At 48.7% G+C, this 18,492-nt stretch carries 16 protein-coding genes and 2 tRNA genes; 9 read left to right on the forward strand and 9 right to left on the reverse strand.

Annotated features, from left to right (window positions below; all coding sequences use genetic code 11):
• The first annotated feature begins 109 nt into the window (after nucleotides 1–109).
• Both putP and ACR9YC_RS07250 read left to right on the forward strand, forming a co-directional pair.
• Nucleotides 110–1,570, forward strand: coding sequence for a sodium/proline symporter PutP (gene putP / locus ACR9YC_RS07245; RefSeq protein WP_438725798.1), 1,461 nt, complete (start codon nucleotides 110–112; stop codon nucleotides 1,568–1,570).
• Complete coding sequence (locus ACR9YC_RS07250; protein ID WP_438725800.1) at nucleotides 1,567–2,184, forward strand: flavin-binding protein; 618 nt, start codon at nucleotides 1,567–1,569, stop codon at nucleotides 2,182–2,184. The genes putP and ACR9YC_RS07250 overlap by 4 nt, the downstream gene beginning before the upstream one ends.
• A gap of 209 nt (nucleotides 2,185–2,393) precedes the next feature.
• Here ACR9YC_RS07250 and ACR9YC_RS07255 read toward each other — a convergent pair whose 3' ends face one another.
• On the reverse strand, nucleotides 2,394–2,951 hold the full coding sequence (locus tag ACR9YC_RS07255; protein WP_438725801.1) for a hypothetical protein: 558 nt from the start codon (nucleotides 2,949–2,951) through the stop codon (nucleotides 2,394–2,396).
• A 5-nt stretch (nucleotides 2,952–2,956) separates the two neighbouring features.
• On the reverse strand, nucleotides 2,957–4,636 hold the full coding sequence (gene ettA, locus ACR9YC_RS07260; RefSeq protein WP_438725803.1) for an energy-dependent translational throttle protein EttA: 1,680 nt from the start codon (nucleotides 4,634–4,636) through the stop codon (nucleotides 2,957–2,959).
• Between the two features lie 116 nt (nucleotides 4,637–4,752).
• Between ettA and ACR9YC_RS07265 the strand changes: the two genes are divergently transcribed.
• Together ACR9YC_RS07265 and ACR9YC_RS07270 are read left to right on the forward strand one after the other, a co-directional pair.
• Nucleotides 4,753–6,138 carry a M20/M25/M40 family metallo-hydrolase gene (locus tag ACR9YC_RS07265; protein WP_438725805.1) on the forward strand — a complete coding sequence of 462 codons (1,386 nt, stop codon included), beginning with the start codon at nucleotides 4,753–4,755 and terminating at the stop codon, nucleotides 6,136–6,138.
• Nucleotides 6,135–6,398 (forward strand): hypothetical protein, encoded by a 264-nt coding sequence (locus ACR9YC_RS07270; protein WP_438725807.1) that lies wholly within the window; start codon nucleotides 6,135–6,137, stop codon nucleotides 6,396–6,398. The genes ACR9YC_RS07265 and ACR9YC_RS07270 overlap by 4 nt, the downstream gene beginning before the upstream one ends.
• 27 nt (nucleotides 6,399–6,425) lie before the next feature.
• On the opposite strand, the gene ACR9YC_RS07275 is transcribed toward ACR9YC_RS07270, so the two are convergent.
• Together ACR9YC_RS07275 and ACR9YC_RS07280 are read right to left on the reverse strand one after the other, a co-directional pair.
• Entirely contained in the window at nucleotides 6,426–7,601 is a 1,176-nt protein-coding gene (locus tag ACR9YC_RS07275; RefSeq protein ID WP_438725809.1) for a L,D-transpeptidase family protein, read from the reverse strand.
• A 67-nt stretch (nucleotides 7,602–7,668) separates the two neighbouring features.
• Nucleotides 7,669–8,064, reverse strand: coding sequence for a hypothetical protein (locus ACR9YC_RS07280; protein ID WP_438725811.1), 396 nt, complete (start codon nucleotides 8,062–8,064; stop codon nucleotides 7,669–7,671).
• Between the two features lie 322 nt (nucleotides 8,065–8,386).
• Here ACR9YC_RS07280 and ACR9YC_RS07285 point away from each other — a divergent pair, with 322 nt between their 5' ends.
• Entirely contained in the window at nucleotides 8,387–8,695 is a 309-nt protein-coding gene (locus ACR9YC_RS07285) for a hypothetical protein (protein WP_438725813.1), read from the forward strand.
• A 102-nt stretch (nucleotides 8,696–8,797) separates the two neighbouring features.
• On the opposite strand, the gene ACR9YC_RS07290 is transcribed toward ACR9YC_RS07285, so the two are convergent.
• From ACR9YC_RS07290 to ACR9YC_RS07305, 4 genes are all read right to left on the reverse strand, one after another.
• Nucleotides 8,798–8,874, reverse strand: a tRNA-Pro gene (locus ACR9YC_RS07290).
• A 63-nt stretch (nucleotides 8,875–8,937) separates the two neighbouring features.
• Nucleotides 8,938–9,014 (reverse strand) — tRNA-Ile (locus ACR9YC_RS07295).
• A 99-nt stretch (nucleotides 9,015–9,113) separates the two neighbouring features.
• Entirely contained in the window at nucleotides 9,114–10,115 is a 1,002-nt protein-coding gene (locus ACR9YC_RS07300; RefSeq protein WP_438725815.1) for a polysaccharide deacetylase family protein, read from the reverse strand.
• A 20-nt stretch (nucleotides 10,116–10,135) separates the two neighbouring features.
• Entirely contained in the window at nucleotides 10,136–11,860 is a 1,725-nt protein-coding gene (locus ACR9YC_RS07305) for a histidine kinase dimerization/phospho-acceptor domain-containing protein (protein WP_438725817.1), read from the reverse strand.
• A gap of 175 nt (nucleotides 11,861–12,035) precedes the next feature.
• Here ACR9YC_RS07305 and ACR9YC_RS07310 point away from each other — a divergent pair, with 175 nt between their 5' ends.
• Nucleotides 12,036–12,515 (forward strand): Lrp/AsnC family transcriptional regulator, encoded by a 480-nt coding sequence (locus tag ACR9YC_RS07310; RefSeq protein WP_438725819.1) that lies wholly within the window; start codon nucleotides 12,036–12,038, stop codon nucleotides 12,513–12,515.
• A gap of 98 nt (nucleotides 12,516–12,613) precedes the next feature.
• Here the strand turns inward: ACR9YC_RS07310 and ACR9YC_RS07315 are convergent, their stop codons facing one another.
• The gene (locus tag ACR9YC_RS07315; RefSeq protein ID WP_438725821.1) at nucleotides 12,614–13,915 is read right to left on the reverse strand and encodes a hypothetical protein; all 1,302 of its coding nucleotides are present in this window, start codon (nucleotides 13,913–13,915) and stop codon (nucleotides 12,614–12,616) included.
• A 171-nt stretch (nucleotides 13,916–14,086) separates the two neighbouring features.
• Between ACR9YC_RS07315 and yaaA the strand changes: the two genes are divergently transcribed.
• The 3 genes from yaaA (at nucleotide 14,087) to gyrA (ending at nucleotide 18,451) form a co-directional block, all read left to right on the forward strand.
• Complete coding sequence (yaaA, locus tag ACR9YC_RS07320; RefSeq protein WP_438725823.1) at nucleotides 14,087–14,845, forward strand: peroxide stress protein YaaA; 759 nt, start codon at nucleotides 14,087–14,089, stop codon at nucleotides 14,843–14,845.
• On the forward strand, nucleotides 14,842–15,552 hold the full coding sequence (locus ACR9YC_RS07325) for an SDR family oxidoreductase (protein ID WP_438725825.1): 711 nt from the start codon (nucleotides 14,842–14,844) through the stop codon (nucleotides 15,550–15,552). Before yaaA ends, ACR9YC_RS07325 begins: the two co-directional genes overlap by 4 nt.
• 145 nt (nucleotides 15,553–15,697) lie before the next feature.
• Complete coding sequence (gyrA, locus tag ACR9YC_RS07330) at nucleotides 15,698–18,451, forward strand: DNA gyrase subunit A (RefSeq protein WP_438725827.1); 2,754 nt, start codon at nucleotides 15,698–15,700, stop codon at nucleotides 18,449–18,451.
• Nucleotides 18,452–18,492 lie beyond the last annotated feature (41 nt).

Below are 18,492 nucleotides of genomic sequence, written 5' to 3' on the forward strand. Positions count from 1 at the left end.
CAAATAGCGACGAGTTGGAAGTGAATCAATGCCAGCAAACGGGAAAAGCATCATATCTCTTACTCCTTGGCGTTGCTCACCATCTCTAGATCGTCTATCGAACATCGCCATGCAGACAGGAACACTCGTTACGCTTGCCCTCTATTTTGTGGGTATGATCGCCATCGGTTTATACGCGTGGCGCAAATCCACCAATGATATTGCTGGCTATATGTTGGGCGGTCGCCAATTATCCCCCTCGGTTGCCGCGCTATCCGCTGGCGCATCAGATATGTCTGGTTGGCTATTATTGGGTCTGCCGGGCGCACTATATGTGTCTGGCCTTGTTGAGGCATGGATCGGCATCGGACTTTTTGCAGGTGCTCTCGCCAATTGGATTATTGTCGCCCCGCGCCTGCGTGAACAAACTGAACAGCTTGATAACAGCCTGACCATTCCACAATTTCTGGGGCGGCGTTTCCCCGATAAAGCAATATGGCTGCGCAGTATTTCGGCCATTGTGATTATCGTGTTTTTCACGGTTTACACAGCCGCAGGTCTGGTCGGGGGCGGCAAATTGTTCGCCAGCGCCTTTGGTCAGGATTATCTGCTCGGTGTGTGGCTAACCGCTGCCATAGTGTTGGCCTATACAATGTTTGGCGGATTTCTTGCCGTTAGCCTGACCGACTTTGTTCAAGGCTGCATCATGGTCGTTGCGTTGGTGCTGATGCCGATTGTCGCCATGTCTGATCTGGGTGGATGGTCGGCTACTGGCGATATTCTGTATGCAATCAACCCTAATTTGACCAGTCTGACCACAGGCCTCACATTTATCGGGTTTATCTCTGCTACGGCGTGGGGGCTTGGCTATTTTGGGCAACCGCACATCATTGTGCGCTTCATGGCATTGCGCAGCGTATCCGACGTGCCGCGCGCCCGCGCCATCGGGATGAGTTGGATGGGCGCTGCATTATTGGGGGCGATTGGCATTGCGCTTGCTGGCCGCGCTTATGTGGAAAGCAATGGCCTGCAACTGAATGACCCGGAAACGATCTTCATATTGCTGGCCGACACTCTGTTTCACCCTTTGATAACAGGCTTTTTGCTGGCGGCCTTGCTGGCCGCGATTATGAGCACCATTTCTTCGCAGCTTTTGGTGTCATCATCATCTTTGACCGAGGATTTTTATCGGCAATTCCTGCGTAAAGATGCCAGTGAGGGTGAGCTGGTTACGATTGGCCGTATTTCGGTCGCGGCAGTGGCGATATTGGCAGGGCTGATTGCCATTGACCCTGATAGTCAGGTTCTGGGTCTGGTTTCCAACGCATGGGCCGGTTTTGGCGCAGCATTTGGGCCGCTAATATTATTATCGCTTTGCTGGCGTAAAACTACTGGCGCTGGCGCCGTTGCTGGGCTTGTAACAGGTGCTATCACTGTCATTATATGGATAGCCTTGGGACTAAACAGTGACTTTTTGGGCTTTGGCGGCATTTACGAGATTATTCCCGGCTTTTTGGCGGCAATGACGGCAATCATTCTTACCTCTTTGGCAACCGCAAAAGATGAAACCGTAATAGGCACCAACGCATGAGCAATGATCTGATCATGGACAATCATGATGATATTTTGGCGCATATCTGGCGGCAATTGCGCCGCGGCGGGAAAGACCGTCGCCATGGCTTCCATGTGTTGACCATTGCCAACGCCCTGCCCGATGGAAAAGCAACACAGCGCGTCATGGTGTTGCGCGAAGCCGAACCAGAAACGCGTCTGCTGCGTTTCCATACCGATCTGCGTGCTGCCAAATCTGATATGATCGGCGACGGCATTCCGGTCTCAGTTCTGGCCTATGATGCAAAGGGCAAAACGCAATTGCGTATGCAAGGCCGTGGCCGGATTGAGGATGATAGTCCCCGCGCAGATGCTGCATGGCAAAAATCTGTGCCATTTTCACGCCGTTGCTATCTGGCAGACCCAGCACCGGGCAGCCCGACAGATACCCCCATATCCGGCCTTCCCTCTGACCTTGAAGGTGTTGAGCCCACTATGGAACGCAGCGAAGAAGGCCGGAAAAACTTTGCGCTGCTATTGACCGAAATCACAAAAATTGAATGGCTCTACCTGGCCCATACTGGGCATCGGCGTGCAGTATTTACCTACGACGAAAAGGCCGAGAGCTGGAACGGTCAGTGGTTGGTGCCTTGATGTTAGACTCTATGGTCTAAATTTTGGCTATCCGATAACAACCTTCAAGCAACCGTCACCCCGGGCTTGATCCGAGGTCCAGAGCTAAAACTCCCGGCGCATGCTACTCTGGATCCTGAAACACGTTCAGTATGACGATGCACTTTCCAATATTATTTAACTTGGAATTTGGTCAATCAATCATAAATGCTGCCTGCTATATGGGGGCATCAAATTCTGACATACGCCATGTATCCAATTTTTTGGATCGGGCAGTAATAAAAGTTGAACCTCGTAAAATATCCTGAGCTTAGATCAACTGAATGATAGGCTTTACCATCTTCACAATCTTGATCTGGCATCCAATCAGGAGTTACTCCACCGGTAACTGTCAGGTAATTATTATATCCATGTGGATCCGCGCCACTCGTAAGAGAATATTTAGATACAAAGCTGTCAAAATTCTCAGGTTCTATGGAAAACATATAGTATTCTCCATCAGAAAGATCATCAATCCACTTATGTCCTCGGATGCCTTTCGCACCATGCTGGACTAGCTCAGGAAAGGAACTATCAAAACTTGAGACTCCAATATCTGTATGATGCTCTCCAAAGGCACTCCACATTAACCAAAATGCTATGCAAAAAGAGATGGATAGGCCTGTCAGAAACCCCGCTTCCTTTGAGGTTTTGAACAGAGATCGGCATATAGCGAAAATAACAAGAGTTGCGAAGATAACAAATATCGCGGCAAAAATTATCGCACCAACCTTAACAAATCCGGGCACCTACCTCACCGTGTCAGCTTTTTATATGCCAGTCTTGTCGGGCGATCTGCTGCATCACCCAATCTGCGGCGCTTATCTTCCTCATAGCTTTCAAAATTTCCTTCAAACCATTCAACATGGCTGTCGCCTTCAAAAGCGAGGATGTGCGTTGCCAAGCGGTCAAGGAAGAAGCGATCGTGCGAGATGACCACGGCGCAGCCGGCAAAGCTCTCCAGAGCGTCCTCAAGCGCACGCAGCGTTTCCACGTCAAGATCGTTTGTCGGCTCATCGAGCAGCAGCACGTTGCCGCCTTCTTTGAGCATCTTGGCCATATGCACGCGGTTGCGTTCACCGCCCGATAGCTGACCGACTTTCTTCTGTTGGTCCGTGCCTTTAAAGTTAAATGCCCCTACATATGCGCGGGTTTGCACGTCATGTTTGCCGAAGGTGAAGAAATCCAGCCCGTCGGAAATCTCTTCCCAGACATTCTTATTCGGGTCCAGATCATCGCGGCTTTGGTCAACATAGCCCAGTTGCACTGTCGAGCCGACCTCTATGGTGCCGCTATCGGGTGTTTCTTGCCCCGTAATCAGTTTGAACAATGTCGATTTACCAGCACCATTCGGGCCGATAACGCCAACAATACCGCCCGGTGGCAGCGTGAAGTTCAGATTTTCAAACAGCAATTTATCGCCATAGGCCTTGGTCAGACCTTCGGCCTCAATCACTTTGCCGCCCAGACGGGCCGGTGTTTGGATAAGGATTTGCGCCTTGCCTGGATCGCGATTTTCCTGCGCTTCGACCAATTGATCAAAGCTCTTAATCCGCGCTTTGGACTTTGTTTGGCGGCCTTTCGGGTTTTGTCTAATCCAGTCCAGCTCCTGATTAATCGCCTTTTGACGCCCTTGGTCTTCGCGCGATTCCTGTTCAAGCCGCTTGGCCTTTTTCTCCAAATAGCCTGAATAGTTGGACTCATAAGCAAAATAGCGTCCGCGATCGAGCTCCAGCACCCATTTCACCACATTGTCGAGGAAATAGCGATCGTGGGTGACCATGATGACATTGCCTTTATACTCGACCAAATGGTTCTCCAGCCAAGCGACGCTTTCGGCATCCAAATGGTTGGTAGGCTCATCGAGCAACAGGATTTCCGGCTTATCGAGCAGCAAGCGACACAATGCGACACGGCGGCGCTCACCCCCTGAAAGATTGGTTACCTGAGCATCACCCGGCGGGCAGCGCAGCGCCTCCATGGCGATTTCCAGCTGGTTATCCAGCGTCCAGCCATCAACGGCATCAATTTTGCCTTGCAGATCGCCCATCTCTTCCATCAATGCGTCAAAATCCACATCTTCGGGTGGATCCGCCATCAGGCCGGTAATTTCATTAAAACGCTCGACAAGGTCTGCAACCTCACGCACGCCGTCCATAACATTCTCTTTGACAGTCTTGCTGTCATCAAGATGTGGCTCCTGCGCCAGATAGCCAACGCGAATGCCCTCACCTGCCCATGCTTCGCCGGCAAATTCGGTATCCATGCCCGCCATGATTTTCATCAAGGTGGATTTACCCGCGCCATTTGGCCCGACAATACCGATCTTCGCATCAGGCAGAAATTGCAGGTTGATGTCATTAAGAGTCGGCTTATTGGCGCCGGGATAGGTCTTGGTCAGACCTTTCATAACGTAGCTATACTGCACGGCCATGGCGAATTGTCCTGTTTTCAAATTTCATATTGATGCGAGCGCTGCCTAGCGAAGGCTGACCAGCGCTGCAAGAGAGGCATTTGCAAAAATTCAGACGCTGGTTAAACACATTGACTATGAAACATCTCAGCACCGGATTCGCCGCGCTTGCCAGCGCCCTTATTTTTTCTGCTCCTGCCTATGCACAATTTAATGTCGCAGAGCTTCAGGAAAAGGCTCTTGCCGATGATACCGCTTATGAAATTGTCGAGGGACTGACAACCGAAGTCGGGCCAAGACTGGCCGGAACAGAGGCTGAAGCGCGTGCCCGCGATTGGGCCGTAAAGAAACTTACGGCCTTGGGCTTTGCAAATATTCGGGTTGATAATTTTGAGCTACCAACATGGGTTCGCGGCGAAGAGGTCGCGCAAATCATCGCTCCCTTCCCGCATAATATGCACATCACCGCATTGGGCAACAGTGCATCCACTGGCGAAGATGGCATGGAAGGTGAGATTGTCCATTTCCGCACTTTGGCCGATCTACAAGCCATTCCTGATAACAGTCTGAATGGCAAAATTGCTTATGTCAGCCACGATATGACGCGCACGCAGGATGGATCATCCTATGGCTATTTTGGTGGGGTGCGCTTTTTTGGACCGCGCGTTGCCTCTGAAAAAGGGGCATCTGCTATGGTCATCCGCTCTGTTGGAACGGATTATCATCGCAATCCACACACAGGAAACACCAGTTTTGGCGATGCAAAGCCCATACCGGCAGGGGCGATATCTATTCCTGACGCAGAGAATCTGGACCGGATTATAGAACGTGCAAAAACATTGGGTGAGCCTGTGCGCATCCGCATGAAGATGACACCGCGCAATATAGGCGTGCAAACATCGGGCAATGTGATCGCCGAAATTCCAGGTAGTGACCCTAGCCTGCCCATCATTGTGATTGGCGGCCATTTGGACAGTTGGGACTTGGGCACTGGCGCTGTTGATGATGGTGCAGGTGTGGCCATTACAACTGCTGCAGCGAAACTGATTAAAGACGCCGGTCAACCCAAGCGCACAATACGCATTGTCTGGTTTGGGTCAGAGGAAGTCGGCATATGGGGCGGCCGAGCCTATGCTGAAAAATATGGCGCAAAAGGCCATGCCATCGCCATGGAGTCAGACTTTGGTGCAGGGCGCATTTACCGCGTTGAATTTAAACTGCCAGAGGGCAATGACGCTCTCAAAACTGAAATCACCAATGCGTTGTCCACTTTGGGGATAGGGCCATGGGCTGCTCCGGCTAGCGGCGGCCCTGACAATGGGCCATTGGTGCGTTTGGGTGTAAACGCAATCGACCTTCAGCAGGATGGCACAGACTATTTTGATCTGCACCACACGCCTGATGATACGCTTGATAAAATTGACCCGGCCATGATGAAACAGAATGTCGCCGCTTGGGTGACGGTTCTTTCCATCATCGCCAATAGCGAGGCCGATATTGCGGCCAGACCGGTTGAGCAATGACTTTGAATATCCGCTTTTGGTGTGCCCTTATCGCGCTGGCCTTTGTCACAGCGTGCAGCAAAGTGCCAGAAGACGTGGCTTCAGAAGATACTAATCTTACTCAAGAGCAACAAATTGATAAGAGCGCAGAAACATTAGAAGAAGCAGCGGACGCAGCGATGCAAATTGAAATTGATTCCCTCAACAATGTGGAACCGGAAGCCAATAGCGGGAAGGTCGAACAGGATGATAAGGATCAAAACTCCGAAGATGCAGAGTGATATACTGAGCCGAAATATCTCCAGTGATTATATTGGACTATCTATCTTAGCCGACACTAATTGTGTTCTATCATCACGGTTGTAGATGTCATCGCGATAATCCAAACCAAATGGTGTCGGCATAACGGTAAAATAGGTCAGATAGACAGGCATCGGCTGCGGCAAAGGAACATTCTGTTCAGGCTCCAAAGTATTGGTAACCGGTCGCTCACCATATATCCATTTGGCGAGTAGCCATGGAAATTCCACCCTTACACAACCCGCGCTTAACGCCCTGCTCTCTCTTGCAAACAGGGTCTTGCCAGGCGTGTCATGCAGATAGACGCCAAAGTCATTGGGAAACATGAATTTAATCGCTCCCATGCCATTGCCCGGACCAGGTCGTTGCCGAAGGCGTAATTCCGTTTCGCCTTTTGCTACAGCGTGCCAATTGACCTCATCATGCCGCAATATTTTGGCTTTACTGGTCCAGTCAGACAGAGCTTCGAACCCTGCACTTTGCAAATAGCTCTCACCGCGGGCAATAACCCGCGGGGCATAACGATCTCTGGTTAGATCGGGCGGGATATTCCAATAAGGATTGAGCACGGAATATCGCATCAAACCAGCCATCATTGGTGTGGGGTCGCTAGGCTTACCTACAATGACTCGCATAGACTTTACAGAGCGGCCATCTTCGAACATGTAAAGCTGCTGCTTGGCTGCATCAACCAATATAAATTTCTTGCCCAAAAAAACTGGCAATTCTTTTGCACGTTGCAAATTAACATTGAGCACACGTCTATGCGCTCCATGCCCTTTATTTAATGAGATAATCAGGGCCTCATCCGCATGAAAGCCTGACGCCAGACCATGATCACGCCGATATGCAAATATCTTTTCTGACAAAGCGGGATCATAAAACGGCTTTGACGATAGCCCAAGGCGCAGCCTCAGCTGCGTAACATCATCGCCGCTAGCGCCCTCAGCCAATCGCCGCGTATAAACCAAATTAAATTGTGGCAGAACACCCCATTGCCGATCAAAATCACGAATGGCAGCCGCAAAACGCGTGACCAGAAGATTGTCTTGCTGCTGGCTCTTTCCAAATTCACCATAATCCAGAAACGGCGCAGAATATTGGTCAGCGATATTCGCGAGTTCTTGGTCCGCATAATATGTTGTCAGATCCCCGTCGCCGCGGGCCAAAGCGGTGCTTCCCATAGCAGTGAAAGCCGCTATGGCAAGCACGCTCAAGCGCACGATATTTTGGGGAATCTCTAGGCGCAAATTAACCGCGTTCCCCGCGTTGAACTGGCGCCACCTCTTGCTGAGGCGCGGGCGGTGGTGGATTTACAGAACGCGCAGTCCACCGCGACGTTTCGTTACAGCTGCTGGCCAAAGATAATGGCCGTCCAGCAACAAAGCGCTGACTATAATTCCAACATTCCTGCATATTTCCGCTCTGCAAGCACAGTTGATTACCGCGAACTGACCAGCTCCCTGTGGCATTAGCCCCAGCACCATTTATCTGCGCTTGGCCATTGGGTGCAAAAAAGACGCTGTTGCTAGTACCATCTGCAAAGACAACATCAACAGTGTGCCCGCGCAGTTCGCTGCCATCCAGTGGCCCAGTCTGTGCGTAAGCATTTCCCCCGCTCATGCCCAGCGCAATTATGCCGGTCATGCATAAAGTTCTTTTAGATAATTGCATTGATGATCCTTTCCTACACACATCTCAATCACAATAAATTCCTATTATATGATATTATGGATCGTCAAGGTTATATACATAAAGTTACGCTTATTTGTTTGTATATATATATGTAAATCTACGTTTAATATAGTTACTTATTTTTACAATGTGACCTATATTGGTTTATGCAAGTTTACTTTTTATTTTTCTTTAATGACTCTATAAAATAGCCAGATCGCTCACAATGAGCCTTCAGTATTATTACGTAACATAGGTTTTCAAGAATGTTACTGTGTAGATATGGGAGTTTGAAATGAAACTTTTTGCAAAAATTGCTACGGTTGCTGCGAGTTTGATGCTTGTTATTGGCTCAACTGCGGTGCAGGCACGCGCCGGTCTTATCGCTACAAATTATAGTGGTATTTGCGCTTCCAGTCCTGCGGGGTGCGTTTTGCCAGTCAAGGCAGCGCCAGCTGCTCCCGCCGCCGCTGAAGAAGCCGCAGCAGTTGCCGCTGAAGAAGGTGGCTTCCCGATCATATTATCATTGATCGCCGCCGCCGCTGTAGTGGGCGGTATCATTATTCTTGCCGATGACGACGATGATATACCAACTTCACCATAAGCTACTTGAACTATAAAATATTATGGCAGGTGTTCCAGTGGAGCATCTGCCTTTTTTAATTTTCTGAAGAATCTGGTTTCTGAAAAGACCTTAGTGACAATATGGTCGGGGAGACAGGATTTGAACCTGCGACCCCCTGTACCCAAAACAGGTGCGCTACCAGGCTGCGCCACTCCCCGACATATTGACATTGCATCAGCTTTTTACAGCAAATGCATTTACCGGTCAGACCGATAAATTTTTGGTGGGCCCGGAGGGACTCGAACCCCCGACCTAGCCGTTATGAGCGGCCAGCTCTAACCAACTGAGCTACAGGCCCAAACCCATTGCCAGCCCCCTAGCCGAAAGGATAATCTCTTGGCAAGCAACAAAACCATATTTTCCCAAAATAGCACTGACAAAATCGTAAAAGCCGCCTCTATGAAAAGACCGCAGCTTTAATATCATGCAAAGATGCAGGTTTGATGTTGCGCAGTCCACAATAGGCAAAGACCCGCCGCCACCAATCATATAGCCGGTCAAGGTCATCCCTATTTCTGACATATGGGGTATGTCCTGGCTGTAAAGATGGTGAGTGAAAAGAAAATGTCAGCAACTGCAAATGCTCATCAAGCGCCATATCTATCGCACGAATGGCTTCATCGACGGTTATCCCTTCGGGGGTAAGTGCAATACGCTCAAGCAGATTCGTACGCGCTAAAGCCGCGCGCAATGTTGGTCGGTTGGAAAGACGCGGAAAAATAAAGTCACCCTGCCGCCTTAGCAAACCCCAGAACATGGTCGTCAAAGGCAGTTCCAACAGATTATGCCCTTCATCCAACCAATATGGTTTTACCGGATGATCTTTATAGTTCGGCCCATCCGACCCACTATAATCAAATTTGCTCCTGACAGAGGTGTCGATCAAAATTCCGGCTTCATGAAGGATTTGCGCCGTATTGGGCCCCGCCCCATAACGTCCTGCGCGATAGATAATGGGCGCTTGCCCAATAGAGTGTTCTATTTTTTCAACCAGTGAAAGCAATTTAGCACGCTCAAGTTCTTTGGGAAGATTGCCCGCAAAACTGTTGAAATTATTAGTCTCTTCAGAAAAAGGCGGGCTAACCCAGGGATGCAATTGTGCCCCCACTGCCGCAACGCCTTTGCTAACAAACTCGCGCAGCCGTTCCGCAGCCGGTTCATGCGTAATAACGGGGTAATCAACCAAATAAATCGGTATGACGCCATGACCTTCACAAAATTGTTGAAACCGGTCTAAGCGTTCAAGACTGTCTAAGCCATAGCCTGTGCGGGATATAGGTTTGTTCCAGTCAAAATCTTCTTCTGTATCAACAGTGACGATAAAACGCTGACCGAAAGAATCTGGAAATGAAAACCATTCCGGCCTCTTCGGTGGAAGATTGAGCGCGCTAAATGACACAAATACTGCCTAAGAATCCCTTATACTGTGGTTGTCATAACAGGGATAACCGGCAAGTCCATAATCGTGTGATGATGGTCGCTCTCAATCTTGATGCCAGCCTCCAAAAGTCTTGCTTCACCCAATAATAAAGCAAAGGCCCGCATTTCATCATTGCGCTTGTCTATCCTGCCGTCAGTCGCAGTAACTTTACCGGAAAACCGTGCGCGAACATTATTTTCATCTTTGCCTGTTTGGAAGGTAACAATAATATGATCAGCATAGCCGGCTGCAAAATATTCGAACCAATGCGTAAGCGCTTCGCAAGTCTCACGCCCCAACAGTAATTTGCCGCCAGAATATATCTCAATTTCTGTAGCAATTGCTGGCACCATGACTTCAGTGACTTTATAAAGTGACTGCACATATTCTGCCACGGGCGTGGCGGATGGCGCGGCTGTCGACGCATTGTCTTGCTCAAAATATTTCAGATGATGAAAATGCGACAGCAATATGTCGCTGTCTCTCACGATAGTTTTCGCCATTTGACGATATTGCTGCGAAACAGGGCCGAATAGCTGGCTTTCCAATATTTCGGCGAACCCCTTTAACGCACCAACAGGTGTACGCAATTCATGGATGAGTTGCCGATAATGGTCACTGCGCGACTCATTTACTACATCTGTCGCATCGCTTTCAGAGTGGTTCTGACCTTTTGAAATAACTCCCAAATAGCCTACAAAATCGCTGTTGTGATCAAATTGTGGATGAGCGGTCATTTGCAAAACCTGCCCTTCGCTATCCGGTAAGATAGTGAGCCCTTTTTTGATCGCCATACGCATTGCAAAACGCTTGCACGTCGCTGCATCGCAGCCCCAAATTGCCTCCTCAATATTGTTGAAGAGATTGATACCCGTCAATTTATCGTGGCTGGCGACAACGATCATACCTTTTTGATCGGTCAGAAAGACCTGCTTCTGCTCCAGACTGTCCGGGTTATCCAAATCATGGAATGGCAATTGTGTCATCGCATTAGGAAAAGCATCTTGCTGGCTTTTGCTTTTCTTGAAAGTCTCTATGCGGGCAACAATATCCCCAATATTTTGCTGCTTTTGCCGGTCTTTGCCAGCGATAGACTCTTTACCCAAAAGCGTGCCGGCAGTATCTGACGCCTTAAGCACTTCTGGCTGTTCTGCTTGATTATGCATATCCAATATGAGCAAATCTGCCGGGCTTTCTGATGGTGACTGACCACTTACGAAGCTTTTCTTTTTAGCCTTTTCAGCAATGATATCTGTAAGCGGCGCCTCTGATGCGCTCAACAGTTTCTCACTTTCCAGAAATTGTTGCGCTTTCTCTCCAAATAATGGACGCATTGAACGCCATTGCTCTGGCGAGAATTGACTTTTATTGAGCGCAGCACGTTGTGTCGATGATTTCGAGAGAAGATAGTTTAATAATGCAGGTGATTGTATTGGCTTGTAAAGTTCATCAATTGCATCATTCTTTTGCTGATCCGTCATCTGCAATGACAATTGGTGCAACCTCATAATGCCAGCAATCATTTGATCGGGAGAGAAGGAAATCTCGGCCTTTGACTCGGCTTGTTTTGGATCATATCCGGGAATATTGCTCAGCAAGTCAAGAAGTTGCCGGTATTGCACACGTGCCAATGCCCGCTCTGGAACAGGGCCAGCTAGCACCGTCGATAATCTGTCGTCATAATAAGGCAGCACTGGCGATTTTCCGGTATCAAATAATAACAAATGCAGTTTAGCTGTGGTTTCCGAAAAGTTAAAGTCGCCATAAAAGGACCGTTGCAATATGAGACAATTGCGCTAAATAATAATATTATTATGGTTAAAACCTACATTCTTTCATTAAATTACATTTGATGTAAGCGCTTTGGGCGATAATCACAATTTTGAGCAAATGGGGTAAATGATGGCTAACCATAATCTTGATGACATAGATCGCATGTTGCTGTCTGAGTTACAATCTGAAGGTCGCATAACCAATGTCGATCTGGCAGTTCGGGTTGGTCTTACCGCTCCCCCATGTTTGCGCCGTGTGCGCGCCTTGGAAGAAGCAAAAATTATTCGTGGTTATCATGCCGATATTGACCCCGTTGCGCTTGGATATGCGATTACCGTTTATGCTATGGTCAGCTTGAAGAGCCAGGCCGAATATGCACTGCGGGAATTTGAAGAGCATGTCACTGCGCTAGAGGAAGTGCGCGAATGTCACATGTTGAATGGTGAAGTCGATTTTATATTAAAAATATTATCACGTGATTTGCAGAGTTTTCAGGAGTTTCTAACCTCCAAGTTAACCGTTGGCCCGCATGTGGACAGCATCAAAACATCTTTGACGATACGAACTTCCAAAAACCTGCCCGGCGTTCCCTTTGAAGGCAAATAATCTAATCCAGTTCTGATTTCATGAGTTTATAAAAAACCGGCGCAGATGGCTTAAGCCAATCCGCGCCGGTTTTATTTTTTTTGAAGAGAGCTTGGTAATCAACCAGCTGCAGGAGTTGCTTCACTCGCGGCAACTTGATTATCTACCCAGATGAGCCAGAATTTTGCCAGCTCTGTGCGCGCTCCACCGACTTTGGCAAATGCGGCTTTCGCAGCATCCCAATTGCCAGCCATGGCGTTACTAATGCCAATACGGGTATTTACCAGATCACTATCTACGCCGGGTTTTTCAAGCGCGACATTGTACAGCGCAATGGCTTCTGCATATTCGCCATAACCCAAATATGCATCAGCGGTACCAATTGCGATACGCGGATTTGAAGAGCTGCGAGAAGATGCGCCGCCAGATGTCAAAGAACTGCGGTCTTCAGAGACGCGCGATTTTGCTATACCAAGCTGCTCGTCAAAAAAATCATCGCCGGATTTTAGGGTGCCTTTGGCGATACCTTCTTCAATAATGTTAAGAACCTCACCGGGCAAACGACGCGGATCAGCATTTTCGACATATTCCGCATAATCCCTTTCACTTGCTAATGAATTGGTTGCACGCATCAACCGCATAAGATCAATATTGGTTTTGGAGTCGAAACCAGCAGCGTCACGAAACAATATTAATGAATCACGCCAGCTGGTGTTGTTAGGATAAGCGGCAACCCATTTTTGGGTCCATGCAGTGGTAGCTTGGACATTTTTTGCATTATATGCGCGGCGCACGCCCCTACGATAATAATCCTCTGGTGCTAATGCACCGCTTTGTTGGAACCTCTGAATAGTCGCATTAAGAAGTTGCAACCCTTCGTCCACACGACCTTGTTGGAAAACAGAATCTACATATAATAATTCTGTATTATTTTCATAATATCCGCCATCAATGGCAGCTTTAAAGCGACTTTCAGCTAACGCATAGTCACCTTCGCTATAAGCAAATCTACCAGATGCGGAACTTAAACGTGGCATATCTGCTTGTGATACGGCGCCACTTTCCAGCATTAGATCAACGCCTTTGCGCTGAATTGAGACGTCACTTTTCATGCCGCCGAGTTGGACATAAGCATTGCCCAAACGAAATTTTTCATCCTTGGTATTTGCAACCAGTGCAGCCTGACTCAGTTGCGCCTCAGATGTAGCGGCATCCTTTGTTCCAAGGGCTGCTAAAGCAGCATTATAAGGTGTGATAAATTCGGGTGATAGCTGCTCTTGCGGCTGCTCATCCTTCTTTTTTTTCTTCTTCTCTTTCTTCTTTTGCGCAAAAGCTGCGTCTACGGGCAGCAATACGGACGTCATTGCAAATCCGGACACAGCAAGGCCCAAAGTTAAACTGTATAAAAAGCGTGTTCGCATAAAAGCTCTCCAAAAATGCTTGCGGCCAGGGCCGACCTAGATTTTGCGGCAGCATGTGCCTCTAGGGTTAATCCTATGATGTCATTATATGTAAGGTGCTCTGAATAGAAATTGAATAGAAAGTTATTATCGCCTCTAGCGAAATCATAATATGTTATCTAGATTATCAACATGATTATACTCATCTCCCCAGCCAAATCGCTCGATTTTGAGAGCCCTTCGCCCGTTGATACAATCAGCGAGATACCATTTCCCGAAAAAACCGAAGCCTTGGTATCGGCACTGAACCGATTTTCCGGCCCCAAACTCAAAACCATCATGCCCGTTTCCGATGCTTTGATAGAATTGAATAGAAAGCGTTATAAAAACTTTTTTGAACAATCTGAAAAACAAGCAATATTTGCCTATAATGGTGATGTCTACACAGGTTTTGATGCAAAAACTATAGATGAACCAGCCCTGGATTATGCGCAGAATCATTTGCGGATATTATCCGGCTTATACGGCTTGCTTCGCCCATTAGATCCTATTCGCCCGCATCGCCTAGAGATGGGTACACGCTGGGCGCCACGCCGCAAAAAACTTACTGATTTTTGGGGTGATGCTCCAGCCAAAGCTGTTCAACAAAGCGCAGAAGAGGCTGGTTCAAAAGCGATCATCAATCTGGCGAGCCAAGAATACTTTGCAGCAATTGAAGCAGGCAGGAAGCATATAACTTTGCCGGTCATCACTATGGATTTCCGGCAAAATGGACCTAACGGACCCAAATTCCAGAGTTTTGCAGCAAAGCGCGCTCGCGGCCTTATGGCTCGCTATATTTGTGACAATCGCTTGGTTGAGCCAGAAGATATCAAGAATTTTGATATTGATGGCTATGCATTTGATGCCGATAACAGCGACCAACATAGCTGGCGATTTATACGCACATGACGTCACGGCGGCATGATGCCGTGGTCATAGGTACAGGCGGTGCCATCGGCAGTTCGTTGGCAGATAGTCTTGAAGAATCAGGTGATTACAACCGCGTTTTCCGGCTATCGCGGCATTCATCAGACGATCATTTTATCGATATCAGCGATGAGCAATCTATTGCAGATTGCGCACAATTTGTCGCCGACAAGAACGCTAGCCCCAACCTGATTCTATGCGCCACTGGCATTTTGCATCAGCAAGACAAGCAGCCTGAAAAATCCCTGCGCGAACTGGATAGTGAGTGGCTTGCCCGTGTATATCAGGTCAACGCCATCGGTCCTGCCATGGTGGCGAAACATTTTATACCGCTTATGTCACGCAAGGACCGAGCTATATTTGCAGCGCTAGGCGCGCGCGTTGGCAGTATTTCTGATAATCATCTTGGTGGTTGGTATGGCTACCGAGCCTCTAAAGCCGCTTTGCATATGTTTATCCGCAATATTGCTATTGAATGGGCTCGCAAAAATCCAGAAGCCCTTGCCATTGCTATTCACCCAGGAACCGTTGACTCATCTCTCAGCGAACCTTTTCAACGCTCTGTCCCCAATAATAAATTATTTACACCAGCATATTCTGCTGAGAAAATGCTTCGCGTTATCAACCGGTTGGGCCCAGAACAGTCCGGCAAAGTCTTTGCTTGGGATGGTCAGGAAATCATTCCATAATATCTGGTAAAATTTACTTATAACCGGCTTGCGGCGCACCATCAAATTAGCTGTAGATAAACCCTCTCCTTTAGGCTCTATGGCTAGTCAAAGACCGGTCAATCGCCTAATAATTATAGGAGTTTTTTGATAGGATATTTCTATAGTGACGGATGAACCCATTGGCCCTGAAAGTTTTGATCCAGGACCATCTGACATAGCGCCAATCGATATTGTCGACGAGATGAAGTCTAGTTATCTGGACTATGCCATGTCGGTCATTGTCAGCCGTGCTCTGCCTGACATCCATGACGGTCTAAAGCCGGTTCACCGCCGTATTCTATGGACCTGCCGGGAAAACAGCTATTATTATAACCGGCCTTATCGCAAATCTGCGCGTATTGTCGGTGATTGCATGGGTAAATACCACCCGCATGGTAATCAGGCGATTTATGACGCTCTTGCGCGCCTTACACAGCCTTGGTCGATGCGGGTTCCTCTCATTGATGGTCAAGGCAATTTCGGATCAATGGATCCTGACCCGCCAGCAGCAGAACGTTATACCGAAGCACGCTTGGCGAAGGTCGCCAACTTCCTGCTCGATGATCTTGATAAAGATACTGTTGATTTTACGCCAAATTATGATGGCAGCGAGCATGAGCCTCAGGTTCTCCCTGCCCGCTTCCCCAATTTGCTGGTCAACGGCGCTGGCGGCATCGCTGTCGGTATGGCAACCAATATTCCGCCGCACAATTTGGGCGAAGTAATCAACGCCTGTTTAGAATTAATGGACGATCCGGCCACCAGTGACGAACGGCTAATGGAAATTGTTCCCGGCCCTGATTTTCCGACGGCTCCCTTAATCCTTGGCAATGCTGGCGCGCGTTCCGCTTACACAACCGGCCGCGGATCTGTTCTTATGCGTGCTCGGCATACCATTGAAGAAAAGCGCGGCGAAAAACGTTCTATCGTACTGACCTCCATTCCTTATCAGGTTGGCAAATCTGGACTTGTTGAAAAGATAGCAGATGCTGCCAAAGACGGCCGTATTGAAGGTGTGTCAGACATCCGCGATGAATCGAGCAGAGCCGGTGTGCGCGTCGTTGTCGATCTTAAACGCGATGCTACGGCTGAAGTCGTGTTGAACCAATTATGGCGCCATACGCCAGCCCAGACCGGTTTTCCGGCAAATATGCTGGCTATCCGCAATGGCCGCCCAGAGACATTTACATTGCGCACTGCCCTCACAAGTTTTGTGAGCTTTCGTGAGCAAATCATTACAAGGCGTACGAAATTTGAATTAAAAAAGGCACGTGACCGCGCACATATTTTGCTCGGTCTTGTTGTTGCGGTCACAAATTTAGATGAAGTCGTGAAGATTATTCGCGGTTCATCCAGCCCTGTTGAAGCGCGGGGCACATTGCTGGCCCGCAAATGGCCAGTAGCAGAGATTGCGCCATATATTCGCTTGATTGAAGCATTGGAAAGTGATGTCGAGGGTGATAGCTATCAATTAAGCGAAGCCCAAGTCCGCGCTATTCTTGATTTGCGCTTGCATCGCTTAACCGCTCTGGGCCGTGATGAAATCGGCAATGAATTGAAAACTCTTTCAGATGATATTGCCGAATATCTGGCGATTCTGGGTGATAGAGAGAAACTCTATGCCGTCATGCGCGAAGAGCTGATTGCTGTGCGCGAAGAATTTGCTACGCCGCGCGTTAGTGAAATCATGCCAGCCTGGGATGGTTTGGACGATGAAGACCTGATGGAACGTGGTGACATGGTCGTCACAGTTACCCATGATGGCTATATTAAACGTACTGCGCTGGAAACCTTCCGTGCGCAAAGGCGCGGCGGCAAAGGCCGTGCCGGCATGTCGACCAAAGAAGAAGACGTCGTGACGTCACTTTTCGTGACCTCTACCCATACACCGGTGCTGTTCTTCTCCAACCATGGTCAGGTTTACCGTCTGAAAGTGTGGAAACTGCCCGAAGGTGGCCCACAAACCCGCGGCCGCCCGATGGTCAATTTGCTGCCCTTAGCGCAAGGTGAAACCATATCGACAGTGCTGCCGCTTCCCGAAGATGAGGATGAGTGGGAAAATCTGCATGTCATGTTTGCCACGGCAAAAGGCACGGTGCGGCGCAATTCAATGGCGGCATTCACCAACATCCCTTCCAATGGCAAGATTGCCATGCGTTTTGATGATGATAGTGACGATCGCTTAATCGGTGTCGAACTGTTGACGGAAGATGATGATGTCTTGCTTGCAACGCGTCTGGGTAAAGCCATTCGCTTTGGCGCAACACAGGTTCGCGAATTTCAGAGCCGAACATCGCAAGGTGTGCGCGGCGTAACCTTGAAAGGCGATGATGAGGTCATCTCGCTGTCCGTATTACGGGGCGTTGATGCAACACCTGACGAGCGCGATGCCTATCTGCGCAGCGCTGCGTGGAAGGAAAATGACACGGCGCCAACTTTGTCTGATGAGAAAATGCAAACGCTGGCCGAGAGTGAAGACTTTATCCTGACCGTTTGCGCCAATGGCTATGGCAAGCGTTCTTCGGCCTATGAATATCGTCAATCAGGGCGCGGCGGCCAAGGGATTGCCAATATTGACAATATCAAACGCAATGGCCCTGTCGTCGCCAGCTTCCCTGCCGCTAATGGCGAGCAATTGATGCTGGTTACTGATCAGGCCAAACTGATCCGCATCAATATTGACGGCATGCGGGTTATTGGGCGTAACAGCTCCGGCGTAAAATTGTTCGATGTTGCCAAGAATGAGCATGTGGTCAGCGCAGCACGCATTCAGGAAAGCGATGCTGAAGACGATGATGAGGCGCATGATGATTTGGAAGCGCCAGAAGGTGAAACAGATGGCGTATCGAATGATGAGGGCAATTCAACTGAGGATTAAGTTTTGAGAGGCTAAGCGGGATTTCGCGGGTTTTCCGCGTT

The sequence above is a fragment of the Parasphingorhabdus sp. DH2-15 genome (assembly GCF_051668705.1).
GTDB lineage: Bacteria > Pseudomonadota > Alphaproteobacteria > Sphingomonadales > Sphingomonadaceae > Alterisphingorhabdus.